Annotated in this window: 20 protein-coding genes; 11 read left to right on the top strand and 9 right to left on the bottom strand. The window is 63.0% G+C overall.

What is annotated here, in order from left to right; genetic code table 11:
- Positions 1–256 precede the first annotated feature (256 nt).
- The 3 genes from EGJ22_RS26165 (at position 257) to EGJ22_RS14990 (ending at position 3204) form a co-directional block, all read left to right on the top strand.
- Positions 257–421, top strand: a complete 165-nt coding sequence (locus EGJ22_RS26165) for a hypothetical protein (RefSeq protein ID WP_009686760.1) — start codon at positions 257–259, stop codon at positions 419–421.
- A gap of 85 nt (positions 422–506) precedes the next feature.
- Positions 507–1871: a glutamine synthetase family protein gene (locus EGJ22_RS14995; protein WP_029885383.1), complete on the top strand. Its 1365-nt coding sequence runs from the start codon at positions 507–509 to the stop codon at positions 1869–1871.
- Between the two features lie 25 nt (positions 1872–1896).
- Positions 1897–3204, top strand: a complete 1308-nt coding sequence (locus EGJ22_RS14990; protein WP_029885384.1) for an FAD-binding oxidoreductase — start codon at positions 1897–1899, stop codon at positions 3202–3204.
- A gap of 150 nt (positions 3205–3354) precedes the next feature.
- On the opposite strand, the gene fadD1 is transcribed toward EGJ22_RS14990, so the two are convergent.
- Positions 3355–5052 (bottom strand): long-chain-fatty-acid--CoA ligase FadD1, encoded by a 1698-nt coding sequence (gene fadD1 / locus EGJ22_RS14985; RefSeq protein WP_009686764.1) that lies wholly within the window; start codon positions 5050–5052, stop codon positions 3355–3357.
- A 327-nt stretch (positions 5053–5379) separates the two neighbouring features.
- Positions 5380–7068 carry a long-chain-fatty-acid--CoA ligase FadD2 gene (gene fadD2, locus EGJ22_RS14980; protein ID WP_125920310.1) on the bottom strand — a complete coding sequence of 563 codons (1689 nt, stop codon included), beginning with the start codon at positions 7066–7068 and terminating at the stop codon, positions 5380–5382.
- Between the two features lie 219 nt (positions 7069–7287).
- Here fadD2 and EGJ22_RS14975 point away from each other — a divergent pair, with 219 nt between their 5' ends.
- Both EGJ22_RS14975 and EGJ22_RS14970 read left to right on the top strand, forming a co-directional pair.
- Entirely contained in the window at positions 7288–8232 is a 945-nt protein-coding gene (locus tag EGJ22_RS14975; RefSeq protein WP_029885386.1) for an alpha/beta hydrolase, read from the top strand.
- 34 nt (positions 8233–8266) lie between these two features.
- Positions 8267–8737, top strand: a complete 471-nt coding sequence (locus EGJ22_RS14970) for a MaoC family dehydratase (protein WP_009686767.1) — start codon at positions 8267–8269, stop codon at positions 8735–8737.
- Between the two features lie 57 nt (positions 8738–8794).
- Here EGJ22_RS14970 and EGJ22_RS14965 read toward each other — a convergent pair whose 3' ends face one another.
- Both EGJ22_RS14965 and EGJ22_RS14960 read right to left on the bottom strand, forming a co-directional pair.
- A complete protein-coding gene (locus EGJ22_RS14965; protein WP_009686768.1) occupies positions 8795–9280 on the bottom strand; it encodes an SRPBCC family protein in 486 nt (161 codons plus the stop codon).
- Between the two features lie 187 nt (positions 9281–9467).
- A complete protein-coding gene (locus EGJ22_RS14960) occupies positions 9468–9725 on the bottom strand; it encodes a DUF2790 domain-containing protein (protein ID WP_029885387.1) in 258 nt (85 codons plus the stop codon).
- A gap of 316 nt (positions 9726–10041) precedes the next feature.
- Here EGJ22_RS14960 and EGJ22_RS14955 point away from each other — a divergent pair, with 316 nt between their 5' ends.
- Entirely contained in the window at positions 10042–10446 is a 405-nt protein-coding gene (locus EGJ22_RS14955; RefSeq protein WP_220464559.1) for a GNAT family N-acetyltransferase, read from the top strand.
- On the opposite strand, the gene def is transcribed toward EGJ22_RS14955, so the two are convergent.
- The 3 genes from def to EGJ22_RS14940 all read right to left on the bottom strand — a co-directional run bounded on the left by def (position 10401) and on the right by EGJ22_RS14940 (position 12225).
- On the bottom strand, positions 10401–10937 hold the full coding sequence (gene def, locus EGJ22_RS14950; protein ID WP_029885389.1) for a peptide deformylase: 537 nt from the start codon (positions 10935–10937) through the stop codon (positions 10401–10403). The two genes, EGJ22_RS14955 and def, sit on opposite strands and share 46 nt — an antisense overlap.
- Complete coding sequence (locus EGJ22_RS14945) at positions 10934–11893, bottom strand: YihY/virulence factor BrkB family protein (RefSeq protein ID WP_009686772.1); 960 nt, start codon at positions 11891–11893, stop codon at positions 10934–10936. The genes def and EGJ22_RS14945 overlap by 4 nt, the downstream gene beginning before the upstream one ends.
- A 152-nt stretch (positions 11894–12045) precedes the next feature.
- Complete coding sequence (locus EGJ22_RS14940) at positions 12046–12225, bottom strand: CsbD family protein (protein ID WP_029885390.1); 180 nt, start codon at positions 12223–12225, stop codon at positions 12046–12048.
- 244 nt (positions 12226–12469) lie between these two features.
- Here EGJ22_RS14940 and EGJ22_RS14935 point away from each other — a divergent pair, with 244 nt between their 5' ends.
- Together EGJ22_RS14935 and EGJ22_RS14930 are read left to right on the top strand one after the other, a co-directional pair.
- Positions 12470–13939 (top strand): nitrous oxide reductase family maturation protein NosD, encoded by a 1470-nt coding sequence (locus EGJ22_RS14935; RefSeq protein WP_029885391.1) that lies wholly within the window; start codon positions 12470–12472, stop codon positions 13937–13939.
- Positions 13940–14103: 164 nt separating this feature from the next.
- A complete protein-coding gene (locus EGJ22_RS14930) occupies positions 14104–14484 on the top strand; it encodes a hypothetical protein (RefSeq protein WP_029885392.1) in 381 nt (126 codons plus the stop codon).
- On the opposite strand, the gene EGJ22_RS14925 is transcribed toward EGJ22_RS14930, so the two are convergent.
- Entirely contained in the window at positions 14485–15321 is an 837-nt protein-coding gene (locus EGJ22_RS14925; RefSeq protein WP_009686776.1) for a S1 RNA-binding domain-containing protein, read from the bottom strand.
- A gap of 130 nt (positions 15322–15451) precedes the next feature.
- On the opposite strand from EGJ22_RS14925, the gene EGJ22_RS14920 reads away from it, so the two are divergent.
- Entirely contained in the window at positions 15452–16315 is an 864-nt protein-coding gene (locus EGJ22_RS14920) for a DUF6279 family lipoprotein (protein WP_029885393.1), read from the top strand.
- A 32-nt stretch (positions 16316–16347) separates the two neighbouring features.
- Here the strand turns inward: EGJ22_RS14920 and aceK are convergent, their stop codons facing one another.
- A complete protein-coding gene (gene aceK / locus EGJ22_RS14915) occupies positions 16348–18063 on the bottom strand; it encodes a bifunctional isocitrate dehydrogenase kinase/phosphatase (protein WP_029885394.1) in 1716 nt (571 codons plus the stop codon).
- Positions 18064–18207: 144 nt separating this feature from the next.
- On the opposite strand from aceK, the gene EGJ22_RS14910 reads away from it, so the two are divergent.
- A complete protein-coding gene (locus tag EGJ22_RS14910; RefSeq protein WP_029885395.1) occupies positions 18208–19083 on the top strand; it encodes a DMT family transporter in 876 nt (291 codons plus the stop codon).
- Between the two features lie 13 nt (positions 19084–19096).
- Positions 19097–19555 (top strand): DUF4265 domain-containing protein, encoded by a 459-nt coding sequence (locus EGJ22_RS14905; RefSeq protein ID WP_029885396.1) that lies wholly within the window; start codon positions 19097–19099, stop codon positions 19553–19555.
- Positions 19556–19557: the final 2 nt, after the last annotated feature.

Genomic DNA, 19557 nt, shown 5'->3' with positions numbered 1-19557 from the left:
TGTCGCAGATTTGCGCCTGTTTTGCTGTCCAGGCTGGCGCGCACCGTGTAGGAGCGGCCTTGCGTCGCGATGGGCTGCGCAGCAGCCCCGTGGTTTTGTGCCGGGGCGCAGATTTTGGGCTGCTACCGCAGCCCATCGCGACGCAAGGCCGCTCCTACAAGGGATCGCACAGTGGCTGAAAGTTTAGCAAGTCCTTAAGTAAAGGTTGCCATTCACTGCTTTAATCACCCTTACGCCGCATGTGAGTATCAAAACCATGACGCCCGCCCAGCCCATCGCCCCACCGTTGCCGCGCCCTTCGCTACCGAAGGCCCGCAGCCGTGCCGGGGAAAACCCGCTGGTGCACATCATCCTCGCCTTCTGGGCCTTGTGGCACTGCCGCCACGCCCGCCCACCGGATACCGCCCTCACGCCGTTGTGACCAAACCCGGCCAGCCTCTGGCCGTTTGCCCCAGCCGGGCCGCCCGCCAGTGCGGTGGCCCTGCGCAGCCGTGAGCGAACCCAACATGCATTTTGCCCCCGTAGAGCACGCCGCCCGTTTTCTGGCCGACAACCCTGATATCGAGTTGTTCGAGCTGTTCATTCTCGACGCCAACGGCGTACCCCGCGGCAAGCTGCTGCACCGCGACGAGTTGCTGGCCGTGTACCAGAGCGGCCGGCCGCTACCCAGTACCATTCTCGGCCTGACCCTGAACGGCGACGATGTGGAAAACTCTGGGTTGGTCTGGGATGTGGGTGATATCGACTGCCGCGCCTACCCGCTCGAGGGCAGCCTGACAAGGTTGCCCTGGCGCCGGGTGCCGACCGCCGCGGTGCAGGTGAGCATGCACCCGAGCGAGGGGTTGCCTGCCAGCATCGCCGACCCGCGCCACGTGCTGCTGCGCACCATCGAGGCGCTGCAGGCCGACGGCTACCACCCGGTGATGGCCTGCGAACTGGAGTTCTACCTGCTTGACCAGCAGCGCGACGCCCAAGGCCGCCCGCAACCGGCACTGGACAACGATGGCGGGCGCCCGCGCAGCACCCAGGTATACGGCCTGCGCGAACTGGAACAGATCGAGCCGTTTCTCGCCGATCTGTATGCCGCCTGCAAAGCCCAGGGCATCCCGGCCCGCACGGCCATTTCCGAATACGCCCCCGGCCAGGTGGAAATCACCCTGGAGCACGGTGACGCACTGCAGGCCATGGACCAGGCGGTACGCTACAAGCGCCTGGTCAAGGGCGTGGCCCATGCCCACGGCAAGCAGGCCTGCTTCATGGCCAAGCCATTTGCGCACCTGGCGGGTACTGGCATGCACATGCACCTGAGCCTGGCTGACCACGCCGGCACCAATCTGTTCGCCAGCGACGACAAGGCTGGCACGCCGCTGCTGCGCCAGGCAGTCGCCGGCATGCTGCGCCACCTGCGCGAATCACTGCTGCTGTTCTGCCCCAACGCCAATTCGTTCCGCCGCTTCCAGGCCAACAGTTATGCACCAATGGCACCCACCTGGGGCGTGGACAACCGCACCGTGAGCCTGCGCGTACCCGGTGGCCCGGTCAACAGCCGGCATGTGGAGCACCGCATCTGCGGCGCCGATGCCAACCCCTACCTGGCGGCGGCGGCGATCCTGGCAGCCAGCCACCGTGGCATTCGCGAACAGCTGGACCCAGGGGCACCGGTGCAAGGCAACGGTTATGCCCAGGCCACCGAACACCTGCCCACCGACTGGCTGACGGCGCTCGACGCCTTGCAGCAGTCGGCTTGGGCCCGCGAAGCATTGGGCGAGGACTTCCTCGGCGTGTACCTGAAGGTCAAGCGCGCCGAGTACCGCCAGTTCATGGCCGAAGTCAGCGAACAGGACTGGCGCTGGTACCTGCACCAGGCCTGAGCCCCTCAACATTCAAGGAACACCCATGAACGCAGCATTGCACAAAGGCCCGGCGCAGCGCGCGCCGTCCTACTACAGCGCCACCCTCAACGACCCTACCGAGTACCCGCAACTCAAGGGCACGGTGCAGGTGGATGTGGCAATCATCGGCGGCGGCTTCACCGGCGTGGCCACAGCAGTCGAGCTGGCCGAGCGCGGCCTCAAGGTGGCCATCGTCGAAACCAACCGTATAGGCTGGGGTGCCAGCGGCCGTAACGGTGGCCAAGTCACTGGCAGCCTGTCGGGCGACGAAGCCATGCGCTCACAGATGCGCAACCACCTGGGCGCCGAGGTCGATGACTTCATCTGGCACCTGCGCTGGCGTGGCCACCAGGTAATCGAGCAGCGCGTAGCGCGCTACGGCATCGACTGTGACCTCAAGCGTGGCCACCTGCATGCCGCCATGAAACCCTCGCACATGAACGAGCTGCGCGCGTTCGAGGCCGAAGCGCAACGCCGGGGCATGGGCGAGCAGGTTCAAATGCTCGACCGCGCGGCAGTGGCTGAGCACCTGCAGAGCCCACTGTACATGGGCGCCTTGAAGAACCTGCGCAACCTGCACCTGCACCCGCTCAACCTGTGCCTAGGTGAGGCCCGCGCCGCACATGGCCTGGGCGCGCTGGTGTTCGAGAATTCCGAAGTGCTGGACATCGTGCATGGCCCGCGCCCGGCGGTGGTTACCGCCCACGGCCGGGTCGAGGCACGCCAGGTGATGCTGGCCGGCGATGTGTACCACAAGCTGGAAAAGCGCCAACTCAAGGGCAAGATATTCCCGGCCATGGGCGGGATCGTCACCACCGCGCCACTGGGCGAACTGGCCGAGCAGATCAACCCCCACGACCTGGCGGTGTACGACTGCCGCTTCGTGCTCGACTATTACCGCCTGACAGCCGACAAGCGCCTGCTGTTCGGTGGCGGCGCCAACTACTCCGGCCGTGACTCGCGGGATATCGAAGGCGAACTGCGGCCATGCATCGAGCGCACGTTCCCGGCATTGAAGGGCGTGCCGATCGAGTTCCAGTGGAGCTGCGCCATGGGCATCGTGGTCAACCGCATTCCACAGCTGGGCAAGCTGTCGGACAACGTGTGGTATTGCCAGGGGTATTCCGGGCACGGCATTGCCACCAGCCACATCATGGGCGAGATCATGGCCGAGGCGTTGACCGGTACGCTTGAGCAGTTTGACACCTTCGCCCAGTGCAAGCATGTGCGGGTGCCGATGGGGGACTTGCTGGGCAACCCGCTGCTGGCGGCCGGCATGTGGTATTACCAGATGCTGGAAAAACTGCGCTGAGCCCAAAACCCATGCCCTCGCTGTAGGAGCGGCCTTGTGTCGCGATGGGCCGCAAAGCGGCCCCTGGATCTTGGCATGGGCGCTGAAATGGACGGGGCCGCCTTGCGGCCCATCGCGACACAAGGCCGCTCCTACAGGGGCAGCGCAGGGTCAGGCGATCTTCTTCAAGCCCTGCTTCTTCAGCTCTTCATCACGCAGTTCGCGGCGCAGGATCTTGCCCACGTTGGTGGTCGGCAGCGCATCGCGGAACTCGATATGGCGCGGCACCTTGTAGCCGGTCACGTTGGCACGCATGTGCTCCATCACCTGCTCCTTGGTCACGGTCATGCCCGGCTTGACCACGATGAACACCTTGATCACTTCGCCCGACTTCTCGTCCGGCACCCCGATGGCCGCGCACTGCAACACGCCAGGCAAACCGGCAAGCACATCTTCCAGCTCGTTGGGGTACACATTGAAGCCGGAGACCAGGATCATGTCCTTCTTGCGGTCGACGATACGCATGTAGCCGTCAGGCTGGATCAAGGCGATATCGCCGGTCTTCAGCCAACCCTGGTTGTCGAGGATCTCGGCAGTGGCCTCTTCACGCTGCCAATAGCCCTTCATGACCTGCGGGCCCTTGATGCACAGTTCGCCAACTTCGCCCAACGGCAATTCGTTGCCGGCCTCGTCGATTACCTTGCACAGGGTCGACGGCACCGGAATACCAATGGTGCCGACCTGGTTCGCTTCGGCAGGGTTGACCGTGGCCACCGGGCTGGTTTCCGTCATGCCGTAGCCTTCGCAGATGGCGCAACCGGTCACAGCCTTCCAGCGCTCGGCCACGCTCAACTGCAGGGCCATGCCGCCCGACAAGGTGATTTTCAGCGCCGAGAAGTCCAGGGCACGGAACCCATCGTTGTTGCACAGGGCAACGAACAGGGTGTTCAGGCCGACAAAGCCGGTGAACTTCCACTTGCCCAGTTCCTTGACCATCGCCGGCAGGTCACGCGGGTTGCTGATCAACACGTTGTGGTTGCCGATCAGCATCATCGCCATGCAATGGAAGGTGAACGCGTAGATGTGGTACAGCGGCAGCGGGGTGATGAGAATTTCACAGCCTTCGTGCAGGTTCGAGCCCATCAGCGCCCGGCACTGCAGCATGTTGGCCACCAGGTTGCGGTGGGTCAGCATGGCACCCTTGGCCACGCCAGTGGTGCCGCCGGTGTACTGCAGCACCGCCACATCGTTGGCCTGCGGGTTGGCCTCGGTTACCGGCTGGCCCTTGCCCAGCGCCAGCGCAGCGTTGAAACGCACGGCCTGCGGCAGGTGGTAGGCCGGCACCATCTTCTTCACGTACTTGATCACGCTGTTGATCAGCAAGCGCTTGACCGGCGGCAACAGGTCGGCCACTTCGGTGACGATGACGTGCCGGACCTGGGTCTTGGGCACCACTTTCTCAGCCAGGTGGGCCATGTTGGCCAGGCACACCAAGGCCTTGGCGCCAGAGTCGTTGAACTGGTGTTCCATTTCCCGCGCGGTGTACAGCGGGTTGGTGTTGACCACGATCAGCCCGGCGCGTATGGCACCGAACACCGCGACCGGGTACTGCAGGACATTGGGCAGTTGCACGGCAATGCGATCACCCGGCTTAAGGTCGGTATGCTGCTGCAACCAGGCGGCAAATGCCCCCGACAGCGCATACAACTCGCCATAAGTGATAGTCTTGCCCAGGTTGCTAAAGGCCGGTTTGTCGGCAAAGCGTTGGCAGGATTGCTTGAGTACTGCCTGGATATTGGGGAATTCGTCAGGATTGATTTCCGCCGTAATCCCGGCTGGGTACTTATCCTTCCAAAAATGTTCGATCATGGAAGCCCACTCCTTCAGCAACAGCGAAGTTCGATTCACGCGTCGATGCGCTTATTATTGATATGAGATGACGGTTCGTTGCAAACCGGATCATCTGAAAGCGGGCCGAGAGTAACAGCTTTGCCTGGGGTCGCCTAGAGGCCAAAACGGGCCTTACGGTCACAAAAATGACTCAATGAACAATTTAGGTCATTTTTAGAGTATTTAGCTTAAAGTGGCAAGCTACAAGCTTCAAGCGGCAAGATAGAGCGTGCCAAAGGCTCTGATTCAACGCTTACAGCTTGTAGCTTGTAGCTTGCAGCTTGCTTCTCGCAGCTCGCAGCTGACTCAAGCGATATCCCGCAGCTCCCGGCGCAGAATCTTGCCCACCGGCGTCATCGGCAGGGACTCGCGCAGCACGATGTGCTTGGGCACCTTGTAACCGGTGAAGTTGGCCTTGCAGTAGGCCTTGAGCTCATCCACGCTCAGCCCCCCCTCGCGCGGCACCACGAACAGCTTCACCGCCTCGCCGGAACGCTCGTCGGGCACGCCGATGGCCGCGCAGTTGGCGACCTGCGGGTGGCCCATCACCACGTCTTCGATCTCGTTGGGGTACACGTTGAAACCCGAGACGATGATCATGTCCTTCTTGCGGTCGACGATCCGCGTGAAGCCGTCCGGGTCGATCACAGCGATATCACCGGTTTTGAACCAACCGTCCGCATCCAGGGCCTGGGCGGTGGCCTCAGGCTGCTGCCAGTAGCCCTTCATCACCTGCGGCCCCTTGATGCACAACTCGCCACGCTCGCCCAACGGCAGCTCATTGCCGTCATCATCGATGACCTTGAAGGCGGTACCGGCCACCGGGATGCCCACCGTACCCAGCCGGGCCAACTGGCCGTAGGGGTTGGTGCTGGCCACCGGGGAGGTTTCGGTCAGGCCATAGCCTTCGACAATGCGGCAGCCGGTAAGCGCCTCCCAGCGTTCGGCAGTGGCCTTGACCAGCGCCGTGCCACCGGAGTTGGTAACTTTCAGTGCCGAGAAATCCAGCCGGCGAAAGCCCGGGTGATCCATCAGCGCCACGAACAGGGTGTTGAGCCCGAGCAATGCAGAGAAACGCCACTTGCCCAGCTCCTTGATGAAGCCGGGAATATCCCGCGGGTTGGTGATCAGCACGTTGTGGTTGCCGGTGACCATCATGCACATGCAGTTCGCGGTGAACGCGTAGATGTGGTACAGCGGCAGCGGCGCGATCATCACCTCCTGGCCATCCTTGAGCAGCTTCTGCCCGTCCGGGCCGTGCTGCGAAAAGCACGCCAGCACCTGCAGCATGTTGGCCACCAGGTTGCCGTGAGTAAGCATGGCGCCTTTGGCCAGCCCGGTGGTGCCGCCGGTGTACTGCAGCACGGCGATGTCGTCCAGGCTCTGCGGCACCGGTTGCGGCGACAGGCCGCGCCCCTGGCGCAGCACCTGCTTGAACGAGAGTGCCTGGGGCAAGTGGTAGGCTGGCACCATCTTTTTCAGCTTGTCGACCACCGTGTTGATCAACCAACCCTTGGCGGTGGGCAGCAGGTCGCCCATTTTCGCTTCGATCAGGTACTCGATGCCGGTGTCGGGCAACACGGCCTGCACCCGCTTGCCGAACATGTTCAGGTAGACCAACGCCCGCGCCCCGCTGTCATTGAACTGGTGGCGCATCTCGCGCTCGGTGTACAGCGGGTTGGTATTGACCACGATCAGCCCGGCACGCATGGCACCGAACACGGCGATCGGGTACTGCAGCACGTTGGGCATCTGCACCGCGATACGGTCGCCCGGCTGCAGGTCGGTGTGCTGCTGCAACCAGGCGGCAAACGCGGCTGAATGTCGCTCCAGTTGCGCGTAGGTCAGGGTCACGCCCAGGTTGCTGAATGCCGGGCGGTCGGCAAAGCGCTTGCAAGAGCGCTCGAACACCTCGACCACCGAGGCATAGGCATTGATGTCGATGGTGGAAGGCACGCCCGCCGGGCGCTTGTCATTCCAGAAGTCGGCTTGCATTTATTATTGTTCCTCTGCCTGGACCTGAACTGCGTCCTTGGATCCTTGACCTGGTCGCCAACCGGCAAACAGGCGTTGCTTCGACGTTAGCAGGTAAGCCCAGGGTGGCCTATACGCCAAGTGCCGCCATTAACATTGTGAATCTTATTTGTGCCCTTCCTGCAATCGGGCCGGTTGTGCATACACTGTTCCGGTACCCCATGCGCACAAGGAGCCGCCATGCCCCACGACGCCTTCTGGCTGCCCGTCAGCGAGCACTGCCGCCTGTACGTGCACCAATGGCTGCCAGCCACGCCAGTGAAAGCCGTAGTCTTGCTGGCCCATGGCATGGCCGAGCATGCCGGGCGCTACCAGCGCCTGGGCCTGGCCCTGGCCGCGGCTGGCTTTGCCGTGTTCGCCGCTGACCAGCGTGGCCACGGGCGTAGCGCCGAGCACGGCAGCCTGGGCCTGTTCAGCCGCCATCATGGCTGGAATGCCGTGGTCGACGACCTCGGCCGGCTGGCCCAGTACATTGGCCAACACTACCCGGGCACACCGCTGTTCCTGTTCGGCCACAGCATGGGCAGCTATATCGCCCAGGCTTACCTGCTGCACCACAGTGCCAGCCTGCACGGGGCGATCCTGAGCGGTTCCAACTACCAGCCTGCCGCGCTGTACCGCATGGCCCGGCTGGTGGCGCGGCTGGAGGCCTGGCGCCAGGGGCCGCTGGGCAAAAGTGCGGTGATCGAATGGTTGTCCTTCGGCGCGTTCAACAAGGCCTTCAAGCCCAACCGCACGGCATTCGACTGGCTTAGCCGCGACCCGGCCGAGGTCGACCGCTACGTCAACGACCCGCTGTGCGGCTTTCGGTGCAGCAACCAGCTGTGGCTGGACCTGCTGCAAGGCTTGGCGCAGATCAGCCAGCCGGGTAACCTCGCACAGATCGATCCGAACCTGCCGATACTGATAATGGGTGGGGAATGTGATCCGGTCAGTGCCGGCAAGCGTCTCACCCATCTGGCCGACGCCCTGCGCGCCACCGGCAATCGACATGTACAGCTACGCGTCTATCCTGAAGCGCGGCATGAAGTACTCAACGAAACCAACCGTAACGAGGTCACTGCCGACATTGTCGGCTGGCTTGAACAGGCACTGGCCATTGATCGGCCCGTGCGCAGTGAATGACAGCCACCCTCGCCTACCGCTCAAGGAAACCCCGATGTCCCAGGTCACCAACACGCCTTACGAAGCCCTCGAAGTAGGCCAGAAGGCGCAATACCAGAAGTCCGTCGAAGAGCGCGACATCCAGCTGTTCGCGGCGATGTCCGGTGACCACAACCCGGTGCACCTGGACGCCGAGTTTGCGGCCAAGAGCATGTTCCGCGAACGCATTGCCCACGGCATGTTCAGCGGCGCGTTGATCAGTGCGGCAGTGGCCTGCACCCTGCCAGGCCCTGGCACCATCTACCTGGGCCAGCAGATGAGCTTCCAGAAGCCGGTGAAGATTGGCGACACGCTCACCGTACGCCTGGAAATTCTGGAAAAACTGCCCAAGTTCAAAGTGCGCATCGCGACCAATGTGTACAACCAGAACGATGAGCTGGTGGTGCAGGGCGAAGCGGAAATCCTGGCGCCACGCAAGCAGCAGACCGTGGAACTGGTATCGCCACCGAATTTCGTTGCCAGCTGAGCATAGCGCTGGCACTACCGGCCCTGCGACGGGCGAATGCCCGCCCCCAGGCAACCATCAGTCTGGCATCCGCTGGGTGACCAACTCCACCAGGCGGTCCAGGCTCTCACCCCAGCCCTGGTAGAACCCCATGTCCTCGTGGGCCTTGCAATCGGCAGCATTCCAGTGCCAGGCCCGGGCGGTATAACGGGTTTTGCCCCGTTCCTCGTCCAGGCTGATCACGGCGGTCATGAACGCCTTGTTCGACGGTACCCAGCCGGGGCCAAACGCATCGGTGAACACCAGGCGCCGCGGTGCCGCGATCTCCAGGAACACGCCCTGGGTGGGGTACTCGCTACCATCCGGCGCCCGCATCAAGGTGCGGAAAAGGCCGCCGGGCCACAATTGCATCTCGCATTCCGGGGTGCTCATGCCATGCGGCCCCCACCATTGCCTTAGCCACTCGGGCTCGGTCCAGGCGCGGAACACTTTGGCCGGTGGGGCGTCGATCAGGCGACTGATCAACAACTCATGTTGCGCTTGCGCAGCAGGGGCAAGGCTCATCGGGTGTTGTCTCCGTGGCAGTCAGGGTGGCAGTTCACACAGCAAGGCTGTGCGAATTCCCCACGTCCACGATAGACCAGGCCCGCCCCACGAGGGTGGCCCGCCGAGCAGCGGCTCAGTGCGTTTGGCGATAACGGCCCACGGCGTTCGAGCGCCGCGCGGGGGCGCTCGAACCTCCTGTAGCCGGTCAACCCTGCTGGCAGCCCTCGCCCATGGCACGGTACTGGATGGTATGCACCTGGCCGTTGTGGTCTTCATAGGTCATGGTGGCAGGCACCACTTCGCAGACATTGGGAATGGTCGACAGGTCGATTACCCGCTTGATATCCAGGTTCATCGAGTAGTCGTACTGCTGGGCCACTGGCTGGGTGGAGACGGACTTGGCCTCATCGGCGAGGGCGAACGAGGACATACCGACCAATGCAAGAATCAGTAATGGTTTCATGGTGTTTTGCCTTTTGAGCATTCAAGCTGATCGATTGACTTCTAATGCCGTTTCCGGCGCGGAGAAGTTGCCATCTACGGTGAAGATGGCACGAAGTACCGATCCCGCTTCGTACTGCAGGGGGGATGCCTGAAATTCTACGCCTGGCCGTTAATAGTTGAACCCCGAACTCGGATATTCACTCTTGCCGAATTTGCAACAATCTGCGACAAAATACCCGCAAAGCATTACGCCAGAGCCTCTGCTCTGTACTCAGGGGAAATTCGCCATTTCTGAACAATTAACCTGCTCGACACTTGCGGATACAGAACGCCGGCTGCTGGACCACTTTTACCGGCAACAAGGCTCGCGCATGCGCGCGGCAAGCGATGCGCAGTTGTGGGTAGCCAGGGGGCCGGGGATCATTGCCGGGCTGAGCCTGGCCAGGGTAACCGGGGGTTTCTGGCTGACCGGCCTGTTCGTCGACCCGCAACGGCGCCAGCAAGGGATAGCCGGCAAACTGGTGAAGGCGGCGCTGGCCCAGGCTGACGGGCCAACCTGGCTGTTTTGCCACCCCGACCTGCTGGCGTTCTATCAACGCCTGGGTTTCGAACTGGCGCAGTGCCTGCCCGACACCCTCCATGGCCGCTTGCAACGTTACCAGCGCAGCAAACGCCTGGTGGCCCTGCAGCATGGTCAGTCGTCGCCTGCTTCCAGCCCTGGGAACAACACGTCGGTGTAGCCGAACTTGGTAAAGTCCTGGATCCGCGATGGGTACAAACGCCCGATCAGGTGGTCGCACTCATGCTGCACCACCCGCGCGTGGAAGCCTTCGGCAAAGCGGCGGATCGCGTTGCCCTGTGGGTCGATGCCCTCATAGCAAATGTGCTTGAAGCGTGGTACCACGCCGCGCAAGCCGGGCACCGACAAGCAGCCTTCCCAACCGTCTTCCAGTTCAGTGGAAGTCGGGGTGATGACCGGGTTCAGCAGGATGGTCTGCGGCACCGCTTCGGCGTCCGGGTACCGCTCGCTGCGTTCAAAGCCGAAAATCACCAGCTGCAGGTCGATGCCTACCTGCGGCGCGGCCAGGCCCACGCCGCCGACATGGCGCATGGTTTCAAACATGTCATCGATCAGTTGCTGCAGCTCGCCGCTGCCCAGCAGCTGCACGGGCACTGGCGCGGCGACGCGCAGCAGGCGCTCGTCGCCCATCTTGAGAATGTCACGGATCATCGGGGGTTGGGCTCGGAAGTCTGCGCCTGGCCCGAAGTGGGGTGCTCATGGCCCAGAACACTGATGGTCTGCGCGGGCGCGTGCTCGTCGAAATCCTTTTCACCGGGGTTTTTGCCCTCGGCCGACATGTGCTCGATCACCGCATTCATTTCGGCGCCAAGCAACAGCACAGCAGCCGAGATGTAGAAATACAGCAACAGCACGATGATTGCACCAATGCTGCCGTACATGGCGTTGTAGTCCGCGAAGGTTTTCACATAGTAGGCAAAGCCCAGCGACGCGATGATCCACACCACCACCGCCAGCACCGAGCCCGGCGTGATGAAGCGGAACTTCTGTTTCACATCAGGCATTACGTAGTAGATCAACGCGACCGCCACCATCAGCAGAAAGACGATCACCGGCCAGCGCAACACCGTCCACAAGGTGACGATGAACTCCTGCATGCCGATCTGGGCGGCGATCCACTCCATGACCTGCGGGCCCAGCACCATCAGCGCAGCGGCTGCCAACAGCATGCCGGCCAGGCCCACGGTGTAGAAAATGGATAACGGGATGCGCTTCCAAACCGGCCGGCCCTCGGGCACATCGTAGGCGGCGTTCATGGCGCTCATCATCAGGCGCACACCGGCCGATGCGGTCCACAAGGCGATCACGATACCGACCGACAACAGCCCGCCCTTGGATTGCTGTAGCTGGTCGATTACCGGGTTCACCTGCTCCAGGGCCTGGGGTGGCAACACCAGCTCCGATTGCAGGCGCAACCAGGAGAAAAAGTCGGGCAGGTGCAAAAAGCCGATCAGGGCAATCAGGAACAGCAAGAATGGGAATAGCGAGAACAGCGCCTGGTAGGCCAGCGCCGACGCATAGGTGGACATCTCGTCATCGAGAAATTCCTTGACGGTGCGCGCCAGCACGCGGTGCAAAGGCAGGCCCTGCAGGGCGGAAAAAATCATAGCGTCTCCTTTCGCCGCTTGATCGAATCAACACACAAGTCTAATAGACCGTGCCGAAGCTGTGCTGCTCCCAGTCGCGATTGAAGAAATTGGCGGCAAAAGTAACGGCCTCTTCGCACGTATGCGAAGAGGCCGGCACAGGCTTGCTCAGATCACGGTTTTTTTACCGCGTCCTTCACATCGCCCTTCACTTGCTGCGCCTCGCCTTTGAGCTCTTGCGCCTTGCCCTCGGCACGCAGCTTGTCGTTGTCGGTCACCTTGCCGACACCTTGTTTCACGTTGCCCATCGCCTCATTGGCCAGGCCTTTGACTTTGTCTTTAGTACCGCTCATGGCAAAACTCCTGCAAATGGAGACACGTGTACAGTGTCGACAAAAAGGTGGACCCAGCACCCAGCGCAAGAGTTTCAACGAATTTTCAACCCGCAAGCCAAGCGGTCAATCTACGGGCGAATACCGCACCAAATCACACAGGCAGCCCTGTGTTGACGCCACGGCTCCCCTAGAATGCGGTGCAAATGTGCGCCTCAAGCCAGGCGAGCACACGACAAGAACAATGTTTTCGGATACCCGCCCCATGCGTCTGATGCCTGCACTGCTGGCCTTGCTGCCACTGCTGCCCCTGTCCACCCTGGCCACCGCTGCCGCCAGCCCTGAAACCCTGCGTGTCGAGCGTTACACCGACGACGGCAACCCCGGCACCCTGCGCTGGGCCATTGAAACCAGTAACCGGAACCCCGGCCATTACCGTATCGACATCGCCGCCGTGGGCAAGCCACCTTATGTGATCCGCCCCAGCCACGCGCTGCCGGAAATCAAAGGCCCGGTCAGCATCACCGGGCTGGCCTGGGCACGCGAGGGTCAGTACATTGCCATCGATGGCTCCGCCTACATCAAGGACCAGGGTGTTCGCACCTGCCCCGGTGCCCTGCCCGGCCAGTTCGGCACCAATGTGCGCACCACCACCAACCCTGGGCTGGTGCTGCGTGACACTCAGGGCGTGCAACTGCGCGGCCTGGAAGTGCGCAATTTCTGCATCGGCATCCTGGTCAACCGCGCCAGCCACAATGTCATCGAAGACAACCGCATCGTCGCCAACAAAGGCGGCGCCGGCATCATGCTGACTGGCGACGACGGTGCAGGTAACCCTACTGCTACCACTACCAACAACAAGGTGCTGCGCAACCAGCTGATCGACAACGGGGATGGGCTGGAGCTGACCCGTGGCGCAGCATTCAACCTGGTAGCCGACAACCTGTTCCGCTCCACAGCAGCCAACCCCGAGCCCTCACAGGGTATCGAGATTCTGCTGGGCAACGACAACAGCGTGGTGCGCAACCGCTTCGAGAACTACTCCGACGGCCTGCAGATCAACTGGGGCAAACGCAACTACCTGGCGGCCAACACCTTCAGCGGCAACTCGATCGGGGTCAGCGTCACCGGTGAGGGCAACATCCTCGACGGCAACCTGATCCACGGCAACCGCATCGGCGTGGCCCTGCGCCCGGAGCCTGAGGTAACTACCACACGCCTCAGCGGGAACCGCATCTGGGCCAACAGCCAGGATATCCGCCGCTGCCAGGCGGGCGGCTCATGCGTACCCGGGCAGCGCACCGGGGCCATCGTGTTTGGCGTGCCAGCCCAGGCACACGCCTTGTACGTGGGCTCACGCGGGGTTGGCGCCGACCTGCCGAAGCAGGACCAGGCACTTATCTGCAACGCCAAGGGCGAGCCCAAGCCGTGCCAGCCGCTGCCCAACCACAATCAGCCGGCACCACGGCTGCTGGCGCTGGAAGGCAATGTGCTGCGCGGTGAAGTACAGGGGCCGGCATCGAGCCTGCTGCGCGTTGAGTTCTTCGGCAATGCCCAGGCCGACGCCACCGAGGCCGAGCACTACCTTGGCGAGGTGCAGGTGAACAGTGACGCACAAGGGCAGGCACGGTTTGCCCAGGCGCTGGACGACATCGCAGGGTTGCGCAGCTTCACCGCGACCGTGACTACCGCTGACGGGGCAACCTCCGAGCTGAGCCTGCCGCTTCGTCGCTGACGCAACGCCAGGGCCGGCTGATGGCGGGGGTGGGGCGCAACCCAAGGCAGCGCCCGTGCCCCCCACCTGGCGCGCCCGCAGCAGGCACAACCATCAAACCTTGCCCCGCCCCGTGGCACCCCTCACAATGCAGGCCTTCATAGCGTCAACCCGCAGGAACCTGCATGAAACTCGACAAACCCGCCGCCATCGCCCGGCGCAACCAAGCACTGGCCCGCCCGGTGCTGAACAGCAGCAACACCCTGTTCGCCATTCTGGACAACAAACGCAACCTATGGTGGTTCGAAGTGCCGGTGGCGCTGCTGGGCAAGGGCCAGGCCGACTGGGTCAACCTGCTGCTGCACACCCCGCAAACCGACGAGCTGCAGCACCTGAAACTGCCGACCAACTTCCTCAAGGCCCACCTGGAGCAGATGGAAGTGCGCAAGCCTGGCAAGCGCCGCTCGACCATCAGCCTGGCGCTGAGCGCCGACCGCGACTCGCTGCTGCGCGACACCCGCCCAGGTGGCGAGCAGCTGGATTTCCGCAACTTCGTTCAGGCCTGATCAGGCCTTTTCGATCCGGTCGTCATGGATGACGATCAAGCCCTGCTTGAACAAGCCGCCAATGGCTTTCTTGAAGTTGCCCTTGCTGACATTGAACAGCTTGCTGATCAACGCCGGGTCGCTCTTGTCACACACCCCCAGCACCCCGCCTTCGGCCTCCAGGCGCGCCATGATCTGCTCCTGCAGGCTGTCGGCCAGGGCGGCGCCCACCGGCTGCAGACTTAGGGCGATCTTGCCGTCGTGGCGCAGTTCCTTGATGAAACCCTTCTCGTGCATGCCCGAGCGCAGGAACTTGAACACTTCGTTCTTGTGGATCAGGCCCCAGTGGCGGTTGTTGATGATGGCCTTGAAGCCCATCGGCGTTTCGCCAGCCACCAACAGCTCGACCGGCTGCCCGACCTTGTAATCGGCTGGGGCCACGTCGAGGTAGCGGTCCAGGCGGGAAGTGGCGGTGATGCGGCGGGTGCGCTTGTCGAGGTACACGTGCACCACGCAGTAGTCGCCGATCTTCAACGGCCGCGCCTCTTCCGAGTACGGCATCAACAGGTCCTTGGACAAGCCCCAGTCGAGGAAGATGCCGGCACCGTTGATGTCCTTGACCTTGAGGCTGGCAAACTCACCGACCTGCACCTTGGGCTTCTCGGTGGTCGCAATCAGCTGGTCTTCGCTGTCCAGGTAGATGAACACGTTCAACCAGTCATCGACTTCGGTTTCGGCGTTTTTCGGGATATAGCGCCCGGGCAGCAGGATCTCGCCATCGGCGCCGCCGTCCAGGTACAGACCGAAGTCCACGTGTTTCACGATTTGCAAACTGTTGTAACGCCCAAGCAGAGCCATTTCCGATGATCCTCATAACAAGGCGGCTATTCTACACCTGAAGCCAGCGCGCCGCCCGACCGCTGATGCAGTGGAACCGCCGTGCCCCCCTCGCGTCTACCGTCTGGCCAGCCACTGCAAGGAACAGCACATGCCTTCACGCCTGTCCAAAGCCCTGCTCATCGCCCTTGGATTCGCCCTGGCCCTTGGCGCCTGCAGCCGCATGGACCTGGCCTACCGCAACCTCGATCGGCTGGTGCCGTGGTCGCTGGGCGACTACCTGGACATGAACGGCACGCAAAAGGCCTTGCTCGACGACCGCCTCAAGCAACACCTGGCCTGGCACTGCAAGACCCAGTTACCGGGCTACCTCGACTGGCTGGAGCGGGTCCGCGCCATGGTCGCCAACAACCAGGTGACCGACCAGGCGCTGCAGCAACGCACCCGCGAAGCGCGCCAGGCGATTGGCCGTGTGGCCGAGGAAATCACCCCTTCGGCGACCGAGTTGTTGCGCGGCATGAGCGACCGCCAGGTGGCCGAAATGCGTGAAGCGTTCCGCGACGACATCGCCGAGCGGCAAAAAGAGTACGTCGATACCCCGCTGGCCGAGCAGGTCAACGAGCGCAGCGCGCGTATGGAAAAACGCCTGACCGCCTGGTTTGGCCCACTGTCCGCGGTGCAGAAGCAACGCGTACAAGCCTGGTCAGCAGCGCTGGGCGACCAGAACCGCGAATGGATCGCCAACCGCGCCCACTGGCAGCAACAGCTGCTGCTGGCGATGAACCAACGCAACGACGCCAGCTTCGAGCCGCGCCTGGCGACCTTGTTGCAACACAAGGAAAGCCTGTGGACGCCGGACTACCGCGCGGCCTTCCAGAACACCGAACAACAGGCGCGCAGCCTGTTGGTAGACCTGGTGCAGCAAAGTAGCGTGCAGCAGCGGCAGTTGCTGCAAGCGCGGTTGGCCAAGGTGCGCGACCACTTCAGTGAGCTGAAGTGCCTGAAGAGTGCCTGAAGGCGTGAGGGGCTTGGCCTGCAACACCGCCATCAGCGCCCCTTGCGCCGATACGGGAACACGTCGATCACCTTCCCCTCGCCAATGGCCGCCTGCAGGCCCTTCCAGTAATCCGCGTCATACAACTCGCCGTGCAAGCGGCTGAACAAGCGTCGCTGGCCAATGTCGGCAAACAGAAACGGCGGAAACTCTTCGGGGAACACATCGTGGGGCCCGATCGAATACCACGGCTCGCCCGACAGCTCGTCTTCCGGATACCGCGGTGGCGGTATGTGGCGGAAATTCACCTCGGTCAGAAAGCAGATTTCGTCATAGTCATAGAACACCACCCGCCCATGCCGGGTGACGCCAAAGTTCTTCAACAGCATGTCACCAGGAAAAATGTTCGCTGCCGCCAGTTGCTTGATGGCCAGGCCGTAGTCTTCCAGCGCCGCCAGCACCTGGCCTTCGCCCGCGCGCTCCAGGTACAGGTTCAGCGGGGTCATGCGCCGCTCGGTCCAGCAGTGGCGCACCAGCACCGTGTCGCCCTCCAGGGCCACGGTCGAGGGCGCCACTTCGAGCAACTCGGCCAGGCAATCGGGCTCGAATTTGCTGCGTGGGAAACGAAAGTCGGCGAACTCCTGGGTATCGGCCATGCGCCCTACCCGGTCCACGCTTTTCACCAGCCGGTACTTGTCGATCACCGTGGCGCGGTCAACGGTTTTCGACGGTGAAAAGCGGTCTTTGATGACCTTGAACACGGTGTTGAAACCCGGCAGGGTGAACACGCTCATGACCATGCCGCGCACCCCCGGCGCCATGACGAAGCGGTCGTCGCTGTTGGCCAGGTGGTTGATCAACGCCCGGTAGAACTCCGACTTGCCTTGCTTGTAGAAACCGATCGACGTGTACAGCTCGGCAATGTGCTTGCCCGGCAGAATGCGCTTGAGAAAATGCACGAACTCGGCCGGCACCGGCACATCGGCCATGAAGTAGGAGCGGGTGAACGAGAAGATGATCGACACCTCGGCTTCGTCGGTGATCAACCCGTCCACCTCGATGCCATGGCCCTCGCGGTGCAGCAAGGGAATCACCAAGGGCCATTGCTCATCGCGGTTGTACAGGCGGCCCACCAGGTAGGCACCTTTGTTGCGGTACAGCACGGGCACGAACAGCTCCACCGCAAGCTCCGGGTCCTTGCAAACCCAGTCGGGCAGGCAGTCGCGCACCTGCGCTTCCAGCCGTGCCAGGTCACCCTCCAGGTCACCGTAGGCGACATCGAACGGGTAGTCGGCGAAGATCGCCTGCAGCATTCCCTTCAGGCTACCGCCCAGCGCATAGGTACGGGTTTGCGCGGCGCGCTCGCGCCCGCGCAGCGACGGCCGGGTGGTGTGGATGAACATGCAACCATCGCTGATCTGGTCGTGGCTGAACAGGCTGCAGAACAGCGAGTTGTACCAGGTCTCGGCCAACTCATCGTCCAGCCGGGGGTCGATCTGCTGAATGTAGGCGTGTTTGGCCAGCGGCCACTGCGCCACGTCCAGCAACACCGGCGCGGGGAAGGCCTGGCGCAGCCAGCCGTTGACCTCGGCGACTTTTTCTTCATACAGGCTGATGCGCGCAGCCGCGGCCTGCTGGATTTCCTGCCAGCGCGCCTGCTCGAAGCGCTGGCGGGCGCCGAGGGTAATGCGCTGGAAGTGGTCACGGTAATCGTCGAAGCCCGCCAGGATGGTGCGGGCGATTTCGACAGCGGGCCAGGGTTGGGGCATGCCGGGCACCTCATGGGTGAATGAGTTACACAGCTTAGTCGGCCTGATGCAAAAGCGGGCCAGGTTCACTGCGCAAGAAAGCACAAGTATCGCCCCGCCCCCTCGCGTACACTCGCGCCCCTGCCCTGCCCTCCGGAGACCGTTGTGAGCCCGATTGCCCTAACCCGCCTGCTGACCCTTGCTGCCGTCTGGGGGGCGAGTTTCCTGTTCATGCGCATTATCGCCCCCGAGCTGGGCACGGTGCCGACCGCGTTCTTTCGCGTCTCGATCGCCTGCCTGGGCCTGGTCGCCATCGTCGCCGCCAGCCGCGTGCGCTGGGACTTTCAGGGCAAGCTCGGGGCCTGCCTGGTACTGGGCATGATCAACTCCGGCATCCCGGCAACCTTCTATTCCGTAGCTGCTCAGGTGCTGCCAGCCGGTTACTCGGCGATCTTCAACGCCACCACGCCACTGATGGGCGTGCTGATCGGCGTGCTGTGCTTCCGTGAACCCATGACGTTGGCCAAGCTCTGCGGCATCTTCCTTGGCCTGCTCGGTGTCGGCATCCTCAGCGGGGCCGGGCCGGTGGCCCTGGACATGGCCCTGCTGCAAGGCGCCCTGGCGTGCCTGGCAGCTACCACCTGCTACGGCTTTGCCGGGTTCCTCGCGCGGCGTTGGATCAGTGGCCTGGACAGCCGCCTGTCGGCGCTGGGCAGCATGCTCGGCGCTACGCTGATGCTGAGCCCGCTGTTCGCCTGGAGCGCCCTCAGCCAGCCGCCCGCCAGCTGGGGCGGCTGGCAGGTCTGGCTGTCGCTGCTCGGCCTGGGCCTGCTGTGCACGGCATTCGCCTATATCCTGTACTTCCGTCTGCTGGCAGAAATAGGCCCGGTCAAGGCCAGCACCGTGACCTTCCTGATCCCGGTGTTCGGCGTGCTGTGGGGCGCATGGCTGCTGGACGAGCCGCTGTCGCTGGCGCACCTGTATGGCGGCCTGCTGATTGCTGTGGCCTTGTGGCTGGTACTGCGCCCGGCGCGCAATTGACCGGGAGAACGGCATGAACCCGACCTGCAAGAAGGTGCTGTTCCGCCTGGAACAGGACGCCAACGGCTACCCACCGGCCTCGGTCGAAGGCCTTTGGGCCAAGGCTGTGGAAGGCGGCCATGCCGTGGACAACATCCCCTTTCATGTGTACGGCATCGCGCCGGGTGACCTTATCGGCACCTATGAAGAAGACGGCCAGACCTGGTTCGCCGAACTGCGCCAAAGCAGCGGCACCTCGGTGTTCCGGGTGCTGGTCAAGCCCCCGGAAACCCTCGATCAGGTTCGCGCTGCCTTGCAGGATTTCGGCTGCGCCTGTGAAACCGAGCAGTCGGTAAGACTGCTGGCCGTGGCAGTACCGCAAAAGCGCTCAATCGACACCCTGCTCTACTACCTGCTCACCCAGCGCGAAGCCGGGCTGCTGGACTTCGAGGAAGGCGTACTCCGGCACGCCATCCCCGCCGAGTTCCGCTAGGG

The organism is Pseudomonas sp. p99-361 (genome assembly GCF_003935475.1).
GTDB lineage: Bacteria > Pseudomonadota > Gammaproteobacteria > Pseudomonadales > Pseudomonadaceae > Aquipseudomonas > Aquipseudomonas juntendi.
The sequence above is the reverse complement of the archived record's forward strand: the minus strand, read 5'-3'. Positions and strand labels throughout refer to the sequence as shown.